The 15144-nt window shown below is 66.5% G+C and carries 13 protein-coding genes; 5 read left to right on the top strand and 8 right to left on the bottom strand.

Annotated features, from left to right (window positions below; all coding sequences use genetic code 11):
• Window positions 1–6 precede the first annotated feature (6 nt).
• Complete coding sequence (locus ACFX4F_RS06290) at window positions 7–300, bottom strand: hypothetical protein (protein ID WP_099821448.1); 294 nt, start codon at window positions 298–300, stop codon at window positions 7–9.
• Window positions 301–369: 69 nt separating this feature from the next.
• The gene (locus tag ACFX4F_RS06285; RefSeq protein WP_099821447.1) at window positions 370–1314 is read right to left on the bottom strand and encodes a LysR substrate-binding domain-containing protein; all 945 of its coding nucleotides are present in this window, start codon (window positions 1312–1314) and stop codon (window positions 370–372) included.
• 116 nt (window positions 1315–1430) lie between these two features.
• Between ACFX4F_RS06285 and ACFX4F_RS06280 the strand changes: the two genes are divergently transcribed.
• Complete coding sequence (locus ACFX4F_RS06280) at window positions 1431–2303, top strand: DMT family transporter (protein ID WP_380653292.1); 873 nt, start codon at window positions 1431–1433, stop codon at window positions 2301–2303.
• Between the two features lie 240 nt (window positions 2304–2543).
• Here the strand turns inward: ACFX4F_RS06280 and ACFX4F_RS06275 are convergent, their stop codons facing one another.
• Window positions 2544–3446: a peptidylprolyl isomerase gene (locus tag ACFX4F_RS06275; RefSeq protein WP_380653289.1), complete on the bottom strand. Its 903-nt coding sequence runs from the start codon at window positions 3444–3446 to the stop codon at window positions 2544–2546.
• A gap of 130 nt (window positions 3447–3576) precedes the next feature.
• On the opposite strand from ACFX4F_RS06275, the gene ACFX4F_RS06270 reads away from it, so the two are divergent.
• The 3 genes from ACFX4F_RS06270 (at window position 3577) to ACFX4F_RS06260 (ending at window position 6499) form a co-directional block, all read left to right on the top strand.
• On the top strand, window positions 3577–5055 hold the full coding sequence (locus ACFX4F_RS06270) for a HEAT repeat domain-containing protein (RefSeq protein ID WP_099821444.1): 1479 nt from the start codon (window positions 3577–3579) through the stop codon (window positions 5053–5055).
• A 92-nt stretch (window positions 5056–5147) separates the two neighbouring features.
• Window positions 5148–5513 (top strand): PadR family transcriptional regulator, encoded by a 366-nt coding sequence (locus ACFX4F_RS06265; protein ID WP_099821443.1) that lies wholly within the window; start codon window positions 5148–5150, stop codon window positions 5511–5513.
• Window positions 5510–6499 carry a sensor domain-containing protein gene (locus tag ACFX4F_RS06260; protein ID WP_380653284.1) on the top strand — a complete coding sequence of 330 codons (990 nt, stop codon included), beginning with the start codon at window positions 5510–5512 and terminating at the stop codon, window positions 6497–6499. The genes ACFX4F_RS06265 and ACFX4F_RS06260 overlap by 4 nt, the downstream gene beginning before the upstream one ends.
• 111 nt (window positions 6500–6610) lie before the next feature.
• Here ACFX4F_RS06260 and ACFX4F_RS06255 read toward each other — a convergent pair whose 3' ends face one another.
• Window positions 6611–7918 carry a polyhydroxyalkanoate depolymerase gene (locus ACFX4F_RS06255; RefSeq protein ID WP_099821441.1) on the bottom strand — a complete coding sequence of 436 codons (1308 nt, stop codon included), beginning with the start codon at window positions 7916–7918 and terminating at the stop codon, window positions 6611–6613.
• 86 nt (window positions 7919–8004) lie between these two features.
• On the bottom strand, window positions 8005–8601 hold the full coding sequence (locus ACFX4F_RS06250) for a class I SAM-dependent methyltransferase (RefSeq protein ID WP_099821440.1): 597 nt from the start codon (window positions 8599–8601) through the stop codon (window positions 8005–8007).
• A gap of 148 nt (window positions 8602–8749) precedes the next feature.
• On the opposite strand from ACFX4F_RS06250, the gene ACFX4F_RS06245 reads away from it, so the two are divergent.
• Complete coding sequence (locus tag ACFX4F_RS06245; protein WP_025877688.1) at window positions 8750–9205, top strand: CopD family protein; 456 nt, start codon at window positions 8750–8752, stop codon at window positions 9203–9205.
• Between the two features lie 113 nt (window positions 9206–9318).
• Here the strand turns inward: ACFX4F_RS06245 and ACFX4F_RS06240 are convergent, their stop codons facing one another.
• From ACFX4F_RS06240 to dnaE, 3 genes are all read right to left on the bottom strand, one after another.
• The gene (locus ACFX4F_RS06240) at window positions 9319–10278 is read right to left on the bottom strand and encodes an acetyl-CoA carboxylase carboxyltransferase subunit alpha (RefSeq protein WP_049465344.1); all 960 of its coding nucleotides are present in this window, start codon (window positions 10276–10278) and stop codon (window positions 9319–9321) included.
• A gap of 129 nt (window positions 10279–10407) precedes the next feature.
• Window positions 10408–11271: a hypothetical protein gene (locus tag ACFX4F_RS06235; protein WP_099821439.1), complete on the bottom strand. Its 864-nt coding sequence runs from the start codon at window positions 11269–11271 to the stop codon at window positions 10408–10410.
• Window positions 11272–11330: 59 nt separating this feature from the next.
• On the bottom strand, window positions 11331–14909 hold the full coding sequence (dnaE, locus tag ACFX4F_RS06230; protein WP_099821438.1) for a DNA polymerase III subunit alpha: 3579 nt from the start codon (window positions 14907–14909) through the stop codon (window positions 11331–11333).
• Window positions 14910–15144 lie beyond the last annotated feature (235 nt).

The raw sequence follows: 15144 nt of genomic DNA, 5'->3' as shown, positions 1-15144 counted from the left end.
GGACGCTCAGCCTTCGTCGGTCTCGTATTCGACGAACACATCCAGTTCCATCGCCAGTTCCTGCACCGCATCGCGCACCTTCTGCGCGGTGCTTTCGTTGCCCACTTCCACTTCCAGTTCGTGGGTACCCGGGCCGATGTCGTCGGACAGCCCGGCCGAGCTGGAATCATCGTCATCCATGTGCGGCATCAGGTCGTCGGTCTCTTCGACGTGTTCGATGCCTTCCAGGCCGAGCAGCAGGTCGCTGATCGCACGGGCATCGTCTTCGGTTCCGGTAATTCGCAGTCGCAGCAGGGCCATGGCAGAAGCACGTTGTGGGGTTCGCCTGCAGCCTAGCCAGCGCCGGGCAAAGATCGGGTGAGGGCGCAGTCAGCCGGGTGTGCTCGGGCGCCCCAGCAGGCTGTCGGGCAACGCGGGAACCGGCGTGCGTTCGTCCTGCGCCTGGCCCAGCAACCAGTCGATGAACAGCCGCGCGGCAGGGCTGGGCGGCCGCCCTTCGGCATGCACCACGTAGTACGCGTAGCGTGCCTTCAGTGCAGGGCCTGGCAGGCGCACCAGCTCATAGCGCTGCAGATAGGGCTGGGCGACGTGGGTGCGCGCCAGCACCGCGCCCATGCCATACACCGCCGCGCGCATCGCGTCGGTACTGTCGGCGAAGGTGTGCATCGCCGGCAACGGCGACGGCGGGCGCACGCCGGCGTGGCGGAACCAGTCACGCCAGCCCTGTGGTGACAGATCACTGAGCAGCGGCAACTCGGCGATGCGTGCCGGATCTTCCAGGGCTTCGACACCGGGCAGCGCCGGGGACGCCACGGGAAAGAGGTTGTCGTCCATCAGGTGCTGCGCGTGCAGTCCGGGCCACTGGCCCAGTCCATAACGGATGCCCACCTCCGGGCCGTTTTCGTCGTAGCGGTCCAGGCCACTGCCGGTGTGCAGCTCGATGCGGATGTGTGGATGGGCCTGGGTGAAACGCGGCAGCCGTGGCAACAGCCAGCAATACGACAATGAGCGCAGCGTAGCGATCCGCAGCGGCACGCTGTCCGCGTCCGGCTGCAGATGGTGGGCGACGGCGGCGACATCGGTGAACGCGGCGCTGGCGGCGTCGGCCAACTGCCGGCCCTCGGCCGTCAGGCGTACCCCACGCGCATGGCGCAGGAACAGGCGCGTGGCCAGCACCTCTTCCAGACGACGCACATGGTGGCTGACCGCGCTCGCGGTCAGATGCAGTTCCTGCGCCGCCTGGGCGAAGTTCTGATGGCGCGCGGCGACCGCGAACACGGCCAGTGCAGGGAGCAGGGAAGGGCGTAGCAGCATGTCCAGCCTCAAGCCATATTTGTGGCTGGCAGCGATACTACGCGCTTGTGCAGCGGGCGTCTGCGGCCGATCCTGTGTGGCCAGACCAGCGCCACGTTGACGGACGGACACAGAAGATGAATGCGATATCCCAGGCGACCGAGCGTGATTGGCGCACACCGCTGGAATTGACCCTGCTCGGCGCGATCTGGGGCTGCTCGTTCCTGTTCATGCGCGTGGCGGTGCCCTCGTTCGGTCCGTTCGCCTTGGTCGAGGTGCGGCTGGTGCTGGGCGCACTGGTGCTGCTGCCGTTCCTGTGGCGCGCCCGCGCGCAGTTCCCGCCGCGCCGCTGGCTGTGGCTGGCGCCGATCGGTCTGGTCAATTCGGCGTTGCCGTTCGTACTGTTCGCTTACGCCGCAGAGCGTGCGCCGGCTGCCATCGGTGCGATCTGCAATGCAATGACCGTGCTGTTCGCCGCGTTGATTGCGTTCCTGTTCTTCGGCGAAAAGATCGGTATGCGCCGTGCGGGTGCGCTGCTGGTTGGCTTTGCCGGTGTGGTGGTGCTGGCCACGGCCAAGATCTCGGGCCTGAGCATTGGTACCGCTGTGCTGGCCGGTGCGGCGGCGTCCCTGCTGTACGGCCTGGGCGTGAACCTGGTGAAGCGGCACATGAACGGTCTGCCTTCGGCTGCGGCCGCCGCTGCCACGTTGTCGTGCGCCTCATTGTGGTTGTTGCCGATGGCGCTCACGCATCTGCCGCAGGGCCCGATTCCGGGCAAGGCATGGGGTGCGGCGATCGCACTGGGCGTGGTCTGCACCGGATTCGCCTTCCTGATGTTCTATCGCCTGATCGGCCGCATCGGCCCGTCGCGTGCGTCAACGGTGACCTACCTGGTGCCGTTGTTCGGTGCTGCGTTCGCCTGGTTGTTCCTGGGCGAAGCGGTGACGGTGCAGATGTTGATTGCCGGTGCGTTGATTCTGGGCAGCGTCGCGGTCAGCCAGAAGGGCTGAGGCTCATTGGCGCCCACGCATCGGTAGCGCCGGGCCATGCCCGGCGAGCCCTTTTCCGCGGCTACGGGGAGGTGTCACTTTCTTTGCTCGTGCAAAGAAAGTAACCAAAGAAACACGCCGCCACACCGCGAGCCGGCGGAACGTTTCTTTTGGTTACTTTTCTTTGCGTACAAAGAAAAGTAACGCCCATGAACAGTGAAGCACCTTCAGCACGCGCCACGCGCAGAACCCGCGACGGTCTTACTTCACCGGCACCGGGATATTGCACAGGTCGATATGCCCGGCCGGGCGCTTGTAGAAATCATCCACGCGGTTGCGCCGCGCTTCGACCGTATCGGCGAAGGTCTTCGAGTCGGTGCGCAGCACCTGGATCGGCGTGCGTTCGGCCACAGGTACATCACTGACGCGACGGATCGACACGATCGGCGTGCGCAGCTTCGGGTCAGCATAGAAGCCCATCGGTGCCGGTCCACGCGGGATCGCGCTGAGCAGTTCCATGCCCTTCAGCACGCGGCCGACCAGGGTGATGTTGCGGTCCAGCTGGCGCGGCGATTGGCCGGTCACCACGTAGAGTTCTGCACCGATGCTGCTGTCCTCTTCGTTGCTGCGGCCTGCACCCAGCATGCCGTAGCAGTGCGCCAGCCAGGCCTTGCCGGCCTGCGGGTCCTGACCGACCGGGAAGCCGTCGACGAAGCCGGTCTGCGCTGCCCAGCCATCGCGATCCGGCAGCACGCTCACCTTCAAACCGGTATTGGCACGCTCGAACTCGGCTGGCAGCTTGCGCGCGGCATTGCCGAACGGCTTGGCCTTGGCTGCATCGTCGGCGTCGGCATCGCCGAACTGCACCACGAAGTTGTCCTGCGAGCGGTAGATGCTGGTGCCGTCCCAGAAGTGCTCGTGGGCGAAGGTCTGGATGTTGGCGACATGGCGCGGGGCGAACTGCGGCGCCAGCTCGATGATCACCCGCCCGGCTGGCAGGTCCATGTACAGCAGGTTGGCCGGGTCCGGCGTGCGCCAGTCGCTGGCCGCCGACGTGTCGAGGATCTGCTGCGGGCTGCGGTAGGGCGTGGCCGCGCTGGCCAGCGAAGGCAGCAGGCAGGCCAGGGCGAGGGCGGTCAGGGCAGGACGGCGACGGTGCGGCATGGGAACCCCGGAACATGAACGAGGCTTCGATTCTGCGCGAGAGTGCGCGCCTGCGCTACGCTGACGTGCTGGCCCCATCCATGCGCGTGCGGCACGATGGTCGTTCTCTCGATGGAGGCACGGGATAGTGATGCCGCACCTTGAAGCGCCCGAAGCCGCACTGCGCGCGATGATCGACCGGATCCTTGTGGGGATCGTCGATGAAGATGTGGACCGTCTGCGCTGGTTGCAGACGTTGTCGCCGCGAGGGCTGTTCAATCTGGATGAGCGGCGACGCAGTTGGTGGGCCCCCAACGATGATGGCCTGCTCGCCCGCCTGCAGGCCTGTCCGGATGCGCCGGTTGAAGTGCAGACGGTGGCGCTGTTCCTGGCAGGCTCGGATGGCAACGGTCACACGCGCGAAGCCGCGTTGCGGATGATGCCCTCGGTGCCCAGCCATCTCACCTTGTCCTGTGCCTTGCTCCGCTGCAATGACTGGGTAGCCGAAGTGCGTGTGGTAGCGCAGGAAGTGGTGATGCCCCTGCTCGGGCAATGCCCGGTGCATGACGTGCTGACTGCCTGGCCGATTGCCGTCCGCTTGCGGGACACACAGCGCGTGCAACGCGATTGGCTCGAGGGCAGCCTGTATGCTTGGCTGTCATTGCCCTCCGCTCAGGCCGTGCTGGAAGGGCTGCTGGGTCATCCAGATGCACGAACCCGGCTGGCAGCCTACGCCATCGCCCTTCAGATCCATCCGGACCTGGCGGAACTGCGCGCACACGCGCTGTTGGACGGTGATCCACATGTCTCGCACCTGGCGCTTGACCACCTTCTGGAACACGGCGAGCCGGCACAGGTCGAAGCGCAGTGCGCGCTAGCATTGTCCGCTCCCTCCAGCAGGGTGCGTGGCGCGGCACTGCGTGCGCTGGTCGAACGCGAAGTACCTGGACTCGATGCGTACATCGAAGCTGCCGCGTTTGACCGTTCGCGCAGCGTGCGCAGGTTGGCGGCGTGGCTGCTTCAACAGCGTCAGGCTACCCCTGCAATCACATTGTGGCGCGATGAGCTCAGGCACCGTACGCGCGGGCGTTGGCGCCAGGCGTTGGAGGCACTGGGCGATTACGCCGAGGCCGGGGATGCGCCTGCATTGCGCAGCCTGTTGCCCCAGGTATCGGCGCGCCATCGACGCAACTGCCTGCGCGGCTGGCTGCGGGCCGAGGACGGTGCCAGCCTGGACTGGCTGCGAGCCGCACTGGAGGAGCAAGGGCGGACCGTGAGCACGCTGCGGGCCCGCGCGACAGCACTGTGGGCCGCGGAGCTGGATCCGGTCCGGCTGATGGCGTTCTGCCACGATGGTCCTTCTGCCGTGGCACAGGCAGGCCTGCTGAGTCAGTTGATCAGGTTGCCCCTTTGGCAGCACCTCGATCTACTGCTGGACGCGGTGCCGCAGCGCACCGATGAGCAAGCCTGGCACCTGCGGTTGGTGGAGAACTGGCTTCGGGTGAGTCAGCACTACTCACCGTTGGGGGCTCCCCGCCGGCAGGCATTGACCAGCCGGCTTGAAGAGGGCAGGCACACCCTGTCGGAATCAGTCGCCGCGCAGGTGCTCGCGTCGGTACGTCGGGCCTGAATGCGCCTCGCCAACCGGCAGAGTGACTAACGACACATTCGCTATACCGAACTTCGCACTACTGTGGACTTCAACGTAGTGGAGGGCCGGTCATGTCCGAAGACGATGTCCACCTGAAGAAGTTCCAGAAGGAGCTCAGTGCTGGCACGGTCTCGTTGGCCCTGCTGGCGGTGCTGGCCCGCGCCGGGGAGCCGCTGTACGGCTACCTGATCGCCAAGGAGCTGGAACGTGTGGGCGAGGGCGTGCTCAGTGGCAAGCAGAGCGCGCTGTACCCGGTGCTGCGCAACCTGGAGGGCGCCGGCCTGCTGGAGAGCCATGTGGAGCCGTCCAGCAGCGGGCCGCCGCGCCGCTACTACCGCATCAACGCGCGTGGCCGGGAGGTGCTGGAGCAATGGCGCCAGGCTTGGCGCGACACCCGTGATTCCGTCGATTCCGTGTTGGAGGGGGTACCGCAATGAACGACCTGAACCTGGCAGGCAACAGCCTGCCCAGCACCATTCCGCAGTACCTGGCGCAGTTGCGTGCGGCGCTGGACGGTGCCGATCCGGCGATGGTGCAGGACGCCCTGTACGACGCCGAGGAATACCTGCGCTCTGAACTGGCAGCGCAACCCGGCCGCAGCGAAGCCGAGGTCATCGCCGATGTCGCCGGCAGCTACGGTGCACCGGACGAGGTGGCGGAGATCTATCGCGAAACCGAGCTCACGGTGAACCGCGCGCTGCGCACGCCGCGGGCCGACACGGGCCCGGTGCTGCGTGCAGCGGCCGAGGCCAGCGGTGCTGCACCGGCGGCGCAGCCGGCAGCCCCCGTGCAACGCTCGCTGCTGGCGCGCTTCTTCGGCGTGGTGACCGACCCGCACACCTACGGCGCGCTGTTCTACATGCTGTTGTCGCTGGCCACCGGCATCTTCTTCTTCACCTGGGTGGTCACCGGCCTGTCGCTGTCGCTGGGCCTGCTGATCCTGATCATCGGCGTGCCGCTGACGGTGCTGTTCTTCGGCTCGGTGCGTGGACTGGCGTTGCTGGAGGGGCGGCTGGTGGAAGCGCTGCTGGGCGAGCGCATGCCGCGCCGGCCGCAGTGCACCGACCGCAGCCGCAGCTGGCTGCAGCGTATCGGCGACATTTTCACCGATGGCCGCACCTGGCTGACCCTGCTGTACTTCGTGCTGATGCTGCCGTTGGGCATCATCTACTTCACCATCGCGGTGACCCTGCTGTCGCTGTCGCTGGGTTTGATCTGGGCACCGGTGGCGGCGATCTTCAGTGGCGACATCCCCGGCATCTACATCAACGACGTGAACGTGCTGCCGATGGCGGCCTCACCGCTGGTGGCCATCGTGGTTGCAGGGGTGGGCGTGTTGCTGCTGCTGCTGACGATGCACCTGGCACGCGGCATCGGTAAGCTGCACGGCATGCTGGCCAAGAACCTGCTGGTGCGGTTGTAACGGGCCCGGGGTCGGATCCCTGTTCTGCGAACAGGGCTCTGACCCCGCATCCCATCATGCTGGGGTCAGAGCCCTTTCCGTTGGAAAGGGATCCGACCCCAAGGCGGGGGGTTACCCCGCCTTGCGGCGCAGCGGGGTGACGTTGCTCTTCTTCTTCGTGGCCTTCGCCGCCGGTGCTTCGGCATGCGCGGCGAAGAAGTCACGCACCTTCGGGTAGACCACTTCGCGCCAGCGGCGGCCGCTGAAGATGCCGTAGTGGCCGGCACCATCGACGATGAAGTGTTCACGGCGTTCTGGCGGAATGCCGCTGCACAGGGCCTGCGCCGCTTCGGTCTGGCCGAGGCCGGCGATATCGTCCAGTTCGCCTTCGATGCTCAGCAACGCGGTATCGCGGATCGCCGACGGATCGACCTTCTCGCCGTTGACCACCCACTCGCCACGCGGCAGCAGGAAGTCCTGGAACACCACGGAAATGGTGTCCAGGTAGTACTTGGCCGGCATGTCCAGCACGGCGTTGTACTCGTCGTAGAAATTGCGATGCGCGTCGGCATCCTCCAGGTCGCCCTTCACCAGGTCGGTGTAGAAATCCCAGTGCGAACTGAAGTGGCGGCTCGGGTTCATCGACAGGAAGCCGGCGTGCTGCAGGAAGCCGGGATACACGCGGCGACCGGCACCGGGATAGCTGGCCGGTACGGTGTGGATGACATTGTTCTCGAACCACGACAGCGGGTTCTGCGTGGCCAGGTTGTTGACCGCGGTCGGGCTGCAGCGCGCATCGATCGGGCCGCCCATCATCACCAGCGTGCGCGGCGTCGGTTCACCGCGGCTGGCCATCAATGACACCGCAGCCAGCACCGGTACGGTCGGCTGGCAGACACTGACCACGTGCAGGCGCTCGACGCCGAGATGGCGGATGAACTCCTGGATGTAGGCGATGTAGTCGTCCAGCCCGAACTCGCCTTCACTGCCGGGCACCATGCGCGCGTCGACCCAGTCGGTCACATACACGCGGTGGTCGCGCAGCAGCGTGCGCACGGTGTCGCGCAGCAGCGTGGCGTGATGGCCCGACAACGGCGCCACCACCAGCACGAACGGCTGGTTGAGCATGGTGTGCAGCTGGTCGGCTTCATTGCTGTGGCGCTTGAAGCGCAGCAGCTTGCAGAACGGCTTGCTGAGTTCCTCGTGCACCACGATCGGCACGCGCTCGCCCTCGACCTCGATTTCGTTGATGCCCCACTCGGGCTTCTCGTAATCCTTGCCGATGCGGTGGAACAGCTCATTGACCGCCGCCAGGCGATCAGCGCCGGGCATCTGCGACCACCAGTGTCCCTGGTTGGCGAAGAACTTGGCGTTGGCCTGGGCCTGGTGCACCCAGGGGGCGAGCAGGTTGCGGGTCAGTTCGTGCAGTTGATAGAGCATGCCGACCGAATATGTATGGTCTTATGTTGCCGCGCAGCATAGCGCATCCGACTGTCCCGGACGTTAAGCAGACTCACAGGCCGTATTCAGCGGGCTGCCTGCTCCAGTGCGGCCGCTTCACTGGCCAGTGTTGGTCCCAGCCAGAGATGGGACCCGACCGCCTGCAGGCCTTGGCGCATCAGCTCGCGCCGGTACCAGCGGGCCGGACGCGACTGGAAGCCGTCATGGTCGCCCTCGAATTCATCTTCGGCGGCGAAGGTCTCCAGGAACGCCACGCCTGCGGTCAGCTCGGCGACACCGGCCAGGCCCGCGCGCAGTTCGCGGTTGGGCACGTAGTGCATCACGTCCGAACAGACCAGCAGGTCGACCGGGGCGCAGGGCCGCAGCCAGGCGAAATCGCCGAAGCTGGCCAGGTGCAGGTTGCGGGTCCGGCCATAGCGGCGCACAGCGTACTCGCTGCTGTCGAAGCCGAGGTAGTCGACCTTCGGACGCAGTTTCAGCAGCGGCGCGCGCCAGGCGCCTTCGCCGCAGCCGATGTCCAGCACGCTGCGGATCGGCCGTTCCAGGTAGTACTCGGCCGTGGCCACGGCGAGCGCGACCTTGCGCGCCAGGCGCGCGCTGCCACCGATGTCGGCGCGGCGGTACCAGCGCTGGAAGTAGGCGGCGTCGTAGGTCTTGTCCATGGCGATCGGGTGCAGTGGTGAAATCGGCGCCTATCGTACGGCGTTGCAGCACACCATGCGTCGATGTGTCGCGGCGGTTGCACGTGGGGTGGCCTTGCCACGGCATGCGAGAATGGCGGACATCCACGCCAGCCGCCGGAGCGAGCGCATGCAGAGCTACTACTGGGTCAAGACCTTCCACATCGTGTTCGTGGTGGCGTGGATGGCCACGGTGTTCTACCTGCCGCGCATCCTGGTGAACCTGTCCGAGACGGCGGGGCAGCCGGCGGTGGTCGAGCGCCTGCAGCTGATGGGCATGCGCCTGTACCGCTTCGGCCATTCGATGTTCGGCCTGGCGTTCGTGCTCGGCCTTGTGTTGTGGCTGGGCTACAAGGTGATTCCGGACTTCCCGACCATGGTCGCCCCGGGCGGCGCGGGTTGGCTGCATGCCAAGCTGGGCCTGGTGGTGGTGCTGCTGGCGTACTTCATCTGGATCGGGCGCCTGCTCAAGGGTGTGGCCAAGGGCAGGGCGCTGCCGTCCTCGCGCGCGCTGCGCTGGATCAACGAGATTCCGCTGTTGGCGTTCATTCCGATCGTGTGGCTGGTGCTGGCCAAGCCGTTCTGAGGGGCGTCACTTGGATCCAGTAGATCCACGCCATGCGTGGATGCTGTGCGAGGTACAAACAAGAAGAGCCGGGCGTCTGCCCGGCTCTTTGCGTATCCGACGTCAGGAAACGATCACGCCGCTTCGTAGGTACCGTAGCTGCGCAGGCGCTTGTAGCGCTGGTCCAGCAGCTCCTGGGTGGACAGTGCATCCAGCGCTTCCAGTTCGTTCAGCAACACGGCCTTCAGGCGCTTGGCCATCTGCGTCGGGTTGCGGTGGGCGCCGCCGGTCGGCTCGCGCACGACCTTGTCGACCAGGCCCAGGCCCTTCAGGCGGGGCGCGGTCAGGCCCAGCTGCTCGGCGGCGTCCTTGGCCTTGCCGGCGTCCTTCCACAGGATCGAGGCGCAGCCTTCGGGGGTGATGGTCGAGTACACCGCGTATTCCAGCATCACGGTGCGGTCGCCCACGCCCAGCGCCAGCGCGCCGCCGGAGCCGCCTTCACCGATCACGGTGCAGATGATCGGCACCTTCAGTTCGGCCATCTCGATCAGGTTGCGTGCGATCGCTTCGGACTGGCCACGCGACTCGGCATCGATGCCCGGCCAGGCGCCGGCGGTGTCGATCAGGGTCAACACCGGCAGGCCGAAACGCTCGGCCATCTTCATCAGGCGCAGGGCCTTGCGGTAGCCCTCGGGCTTGGGCATGCCGAAGTTGCGCTTGATCTTTTCCTTGGTGTCGCGGCCCTTCTGGTGGCCGATGACCATCACCGAGCGACCATTGATGCGGGCCAGGCCGCCCATGATCGCCTTGTCGTCGGCAAAGGCACGGTCGCCGGCCAGTTCCTGGAACTCATCGCAGATGATGCGGATGTAGTCGGCGGTGTACGGGCGCGACGGATGGCGGGCCAGCTGCAGCACCTGCCACGAGGTCAGGTTGCGGAAGATCTGTGCGGTACGCACGCGCAGCTTGTCCTGCAGCGCATGCACTTCGGCCTCGACATTGACCGCCGGCCCGGCACTGGCGTTGCGCAGCTCCTGGATCTTGGCTTCCAGGTCGGCGATGGGTTGCTCGAAGTCGAGGTAGTTCGGATTCATCGGAAGCCGTCGTGTAAAGAAGAGGGGAATTCTAGCCGAATGCGCAGGAACGGCCCGTACGCCTTCGTCTGGAAACCGACGGTAGCGCAGTGGGGGCCAGCGGCGCCAGTCGGGCCGCCGGCCGCCGGTTCAGGGCAGGACCAGCGCGCTGCGGGCCATTTCGGTGCTGCGGATCGTCACGAAGTCGTTGTAGGCCTGGTTGGCCGCCACCGGCAGCTTCGCGCCCAGTGTCATGGTGGCGTGGGTGAAGGCCATCTGCGCCTGGAAGTCTTCCTTGCGCAGGGCCTTCTGCTCGCTGGCCGTCGTGGCCTTCAGCCAGCGCGCATAGATGTCGCGCACGGGACCGGCATGGGCCTCGAAGGCCGGGTCCAGCGCGGGCAGCGCGGGCGCCGGTTGCAGCGTGTAGGTGGGCGCCACGTAACCGGCGGGCTGCTCGCGCTTGTAGGCACCGGGCTCGCCCATGCCGGCCTCGACATACGCGATGAAGTCCGGCGCGGTGAAGATCTTGGTGCTGATCCTGCCGCCGGTCGAATCGACGTGGGCAACCACCTGCTCGTCGGGGAACGGCTCGCGCACGCCGAAGTTCCAGGTCTTGTCGATGAACAGGCCGTGGTGCTTTTCGTACGGTCCCTTGAACTCGACCCCACCCAGCTCGATGCCCAGGCCGCTGACGCCGAAGTTCTTCAGCTTGTCCTCGCCGGTCACATAGATCTCGCGCGCGGTCACGTACTCGCTGAGGCTCGGGTTGATCAGGCCGCCGCGGCCGTCGGCGTAGACGATGAAGCGCACCTCGCCCAGGCGGTCGGTGTGCAGCTGATGCTCACCGGCAGCCAGGCTGATCGGCCGCGATGCGTGCGCGGCCACCGGCAGGTCCTTGCCATCGATGCTGATCGCCAGCGGCGCATCGGTCGGGTTGTCGATCTCGAAATCGACCTTGGAGGAACAGCCGGCCAGCGCAAGCGCGGCCATCATCGGCAACAACAGGTTCTTCATTGCGGGCAATCGTCCTTGACGTATGCAGCGGGAAAACAACAACGGATTCGGGGCCAGCCTCAGCTGGCCCAGGGCGGGCTGTAGCGCACCTTCAGCGTGCGCACCGCCGGTTCGGCGCGCAGCGCCTCCATCAGCTTGGAATCGACACGCACCGCGCTCTGTCCGGAGACATCGAGCATGCCGGCGATGCCGCCATCGGGGCCCTTCAGCAGCAGGTCCAGGCGCAGGGGCGTGCGGCCGGGGCGATGGCGGTCGAGCAGGGCGTCGATGCGCTCCCACACTGGTCGCTGCTGGCGCAGGTCCAGCCGCAGTGACAGGCGCGTGGCGTAGTTCGCGCAGACCTCGTCGAAGTCCCAGCACTGGCGGATGCGCAACGCGAAGCCACCATTGAATTCGTCTTCGCGCAGGCCGCCCTTGACCACCAGGATGCGGTCCTTGGTCATCAGGTGGCCGAACTCGGCCATGGCATCGGAGAACGCGCTGCATTCGACGCGGCCACGGCCATCTTCCAGCTGGATGAAGATCTGGCTCTCGCCCTTGCGGCGCACGCCGACCACCTGGCCGGCAAGCACGGTCTGCACTTCCGGGCGCCAGCGCTTCTCGCCGCCACCACTGTTGCTGTTGGCGCTCCAGATCTTTTCCACCGAGCCGAGGTCGGTGCCGACCAGATCGCGCACGTCATCGCGCCAGGGATCGAACGGGTGCCCGCTGAGGTAGAAGCCCAGCGTGTCGCGCTCGCCGTTGAGGCGCTGTAGCAATGGCCACTCCTCGGCTTGCGGCAGGTCGAGCTGGATCGTCGTCGCGCCGGGATCCGGACCGCCGAACAGCGAGTTCTGGCCGGACGCGCGCTCGCGCGCCATCTGTTCGGTGGCCTTGATCACTTCCGGCAGCTGCAGCATCAGCGAGGCACGGTTGTGGCCGAGCTCATCCAGCGCGCCGCAGTTGATCATCGCTTCCAGCGTGCGCCGGTTGAGCTTGGCCGAACCGATGCGGGTGCAGAAATCGAGCAGATCGGTGTAGTCGCCGCCGCGCAGGCGTTCGTCCACCACCGCTTCACAGGCACCCTGGCCGACGCCCTTGATCGCGCCCAGGCCGTACTGGATGGTGTCCGGCGTGGCCGCTTCAAACATGAAGGCGGACTGGTTCACCTTCGGCGGCAGCACGGTCAGGCCGAGGTTGCGCACCTCGTCCAGGAAGCCGACCACCTTTTCGGTGTTGTCCATGTCCGAAGACAGCGTCGCGGCCATGAACTCGGCCGGGTAATGGCGCTTGAGCCAGGCCGTCTGGTAACTCACCAGCGCGTAGGCGGCGGCGTGCGACTTGTTGAAGCCGTAGCCGGCGAACTTCTCCATCAGGTCGAAGATCGCATCGGCCTTGGCTTCGCCGACGCCGTCCTTGGCCGCACCTTCGCGGAAGATCTCGCGGTGCTTGGCCATTTCCGCCGGCACCTTCTTGCCCATCGCACGGCGTAGCAGATCGGCGCCGCCCAGCGAGTAGCCGCCGACGATCTGCGCCATCTGCATCACCTGCTCCTGGTACACCATGATGCCGTAGGTGTCGCGCAGGATGCGCTCGGTGCGCGGATCGGGATACTCCACGTCTTCGCGCCCGTGCTTGCGGTCGACGAAGGAGGGAATCAGGTCCATCGGGCCGGGCCGGTACAGCGACACCAGCGCGATCAGGTCCTCGAAACGGTCGGGCTTGGCGTCCTTCAGCAGGCGGCGCATGCCCGAGGATTCGAACTGGAACACCGCACCGGTATTGCCCGAGGCGAAGATGTCCTTGTAGGTGGGCGCATCGTCCAGCGGCAGCTGGGTGATGTCCACCGGCGGAATGCCGGCGCGCTCGTGGCGCTTGTTGATCGCCTTCACCGCCCAGTCGATGATCGTCAGCGTGCGCAGGCCGAGGAAGTCGAACTTCACCAGGCCGACTTCTTCAACGTCGTTCTTGTCGAACTGGGTGACCGGATTCTTGCCGCGGCCCTCTTCATCGTGTTCGGCGAACAGCGGGCAGAACTCGCTCAGCGGTTCGGGCGCGATCACCACGCCGCCGGCGTGCTTGCCGGCGTTGCGGGTGAGGTCTTCCAGCTGCCGCGCAAGGTCGATCAGGTCGCGGACATCGTCCTCGCTCTGGTAGCGCTGGATCAGCTCGGGCGAGGCCATCTCGCTGTCCTTGCCCTCACCCATCGCGTCCTTCAGTGAGATGCCGAGGATGTTCGGGATCAGCTTGGCGACGCCGTCGACCAGGCCATAGGGGAAGCCGAGCACGCGGCCGGAGTCGCGCACCACCGCCTTGGCCGCCATGGTGCCGTAGGTGATGATCTGGCTGACCCGCTCGCGGCCATACTTGCGCGCGACGTAGTCGATGACTTCGTCGCGGCGGTCCATGCAGAAGTCGATGTCGAAGTCGGGCATCGACACGCGTTCGGGGTTGAGGAAGCGCTCGAACAGCAGGTTGTACGGCAGCGGGTCCAGATCGGTGATCTGCAGCGCCCACGCCACCAGCGAGCCGGCACCGGAACCACGGCCCGGGCCGATCGGGATGCCCTGCGCCTTGCCCCACTGGATGAAGTCGGCCACGATCAGGAAGTAGCCGGGGAAGCCCATCTTGATGATGGTGTCCAGCTCGAACTCGAGGCGGTCGCTGTAATCCTGCGCGGTCATGCCGGGCGCGATGGGATTCTTTTCCAGGCGCGCGGCCAGGCCCTTGCGCGATTCACTGCGGATCCAGCTGTCCAGCGTCTCGTCGTCGGGCACCGGATAGTCGGGCAGGAAGTAGGTGCCCAGGCGCATCTCGATGTTGCAGCGCTCGGCCAGCGCCAGCGTGTTGTCGATCGCATCGGGGATGTCGGCAAACAGCGCGCACATCTCCTCGGCGGACTTCAGGTACTGCTGGTCGCTGTACTCGCGTGGTCGCTTGGGGTCATCCAGGACGCGGCCGGTGGAGATGCACACGCGTGCTTCGTGCGCGCTGAAATCGGACGGCGACAGGAAGCGCACGTCGTTGCTGGCGATCACTGGCAGGCCGCGCTGGCCGGCGGCCATCAGCGCGAACTGGTTGAAGCTCTCTTCGCCATCACGGCCGGTGCGGGTCAGCTCCAGGTGCAGGCCGTCGCCGAACACGCGCTGCCAGTCGGCCAGCTGCTGTTCGGCCAGATCGTGCTTGCCATCCAGCGCCAGCCGCCCGGCCAGGCTGTCACGGCCGGCCAGGGCGAACAGGTTGGCGTTGCCGGCCTTCAGCCAGTCCGGATGCACGGCCACGCCGCCCTCGGGGCGATGGCCTTCCATCCACGCCCGGGTCAGCAGCCGCGACAGGCTCAGGTAGCCCTCGCGGTCGCGGCACAGCAGCGTCATCCGCCACGGGTCCTGGCCTTCCTCGGCGATCATCACGTCGGCGCCGGCGATGGGCTTGATGCCCACGCCTTCGGCGGCCTTGTAGAACTTGACCAGGGCGAACAGGTTGTTGAGGTCGGTTACCGCCAGCGCAGGCAGGCCCAGTTCGACCGAGCGCGACAGCAGGTTGGCCTGCTTGGCTTTTTTCGGGTCAGCCTGGTCCGGCTTGGCCGGCACGCGGATGGTCGAGTCCGCCAGCGAGAACTCGGTGTGGACGTGGAGATGTACGAAGCGGGAGTTGGACATGCCGGACCAGGTTGGAGCGCGCAGGCCCCGGGTGCAGACGCGGGAATCGTCGCCGGGGTCGGGAAGCGCTGGAGTGCCCGGTCAGGGTAGCGAGGGCAGGGGGTTGCCACAAGGCTTGACAGGGGCACGGCGTGGCGCCGGATTCAGGCGTGCGGGAGGCCGCCTTCTGTAGAGCCGAGCCCATGCTCGGCTGCTGTGGACAGCCGAGCATGGGCTCGGCTCTACAACTCCAGCA

Source organism: Stenotrophomonas sp. YIM B13575, assembly GCF_042787595.1.
GTDB classification, from domain to species: Bacteria; Pseudomonadota; Gammaproteobacteria; order Xanthomonadales; family Xanthomonadaceae; genus Stenotrophomonas; species Stenotrophomonas lactitubi_B.
The sequence above is the reverse complement of the archived record's forward strand: the minus strand, read 5'-3'. Positions and strand labels throughout refer to the sequence as shown.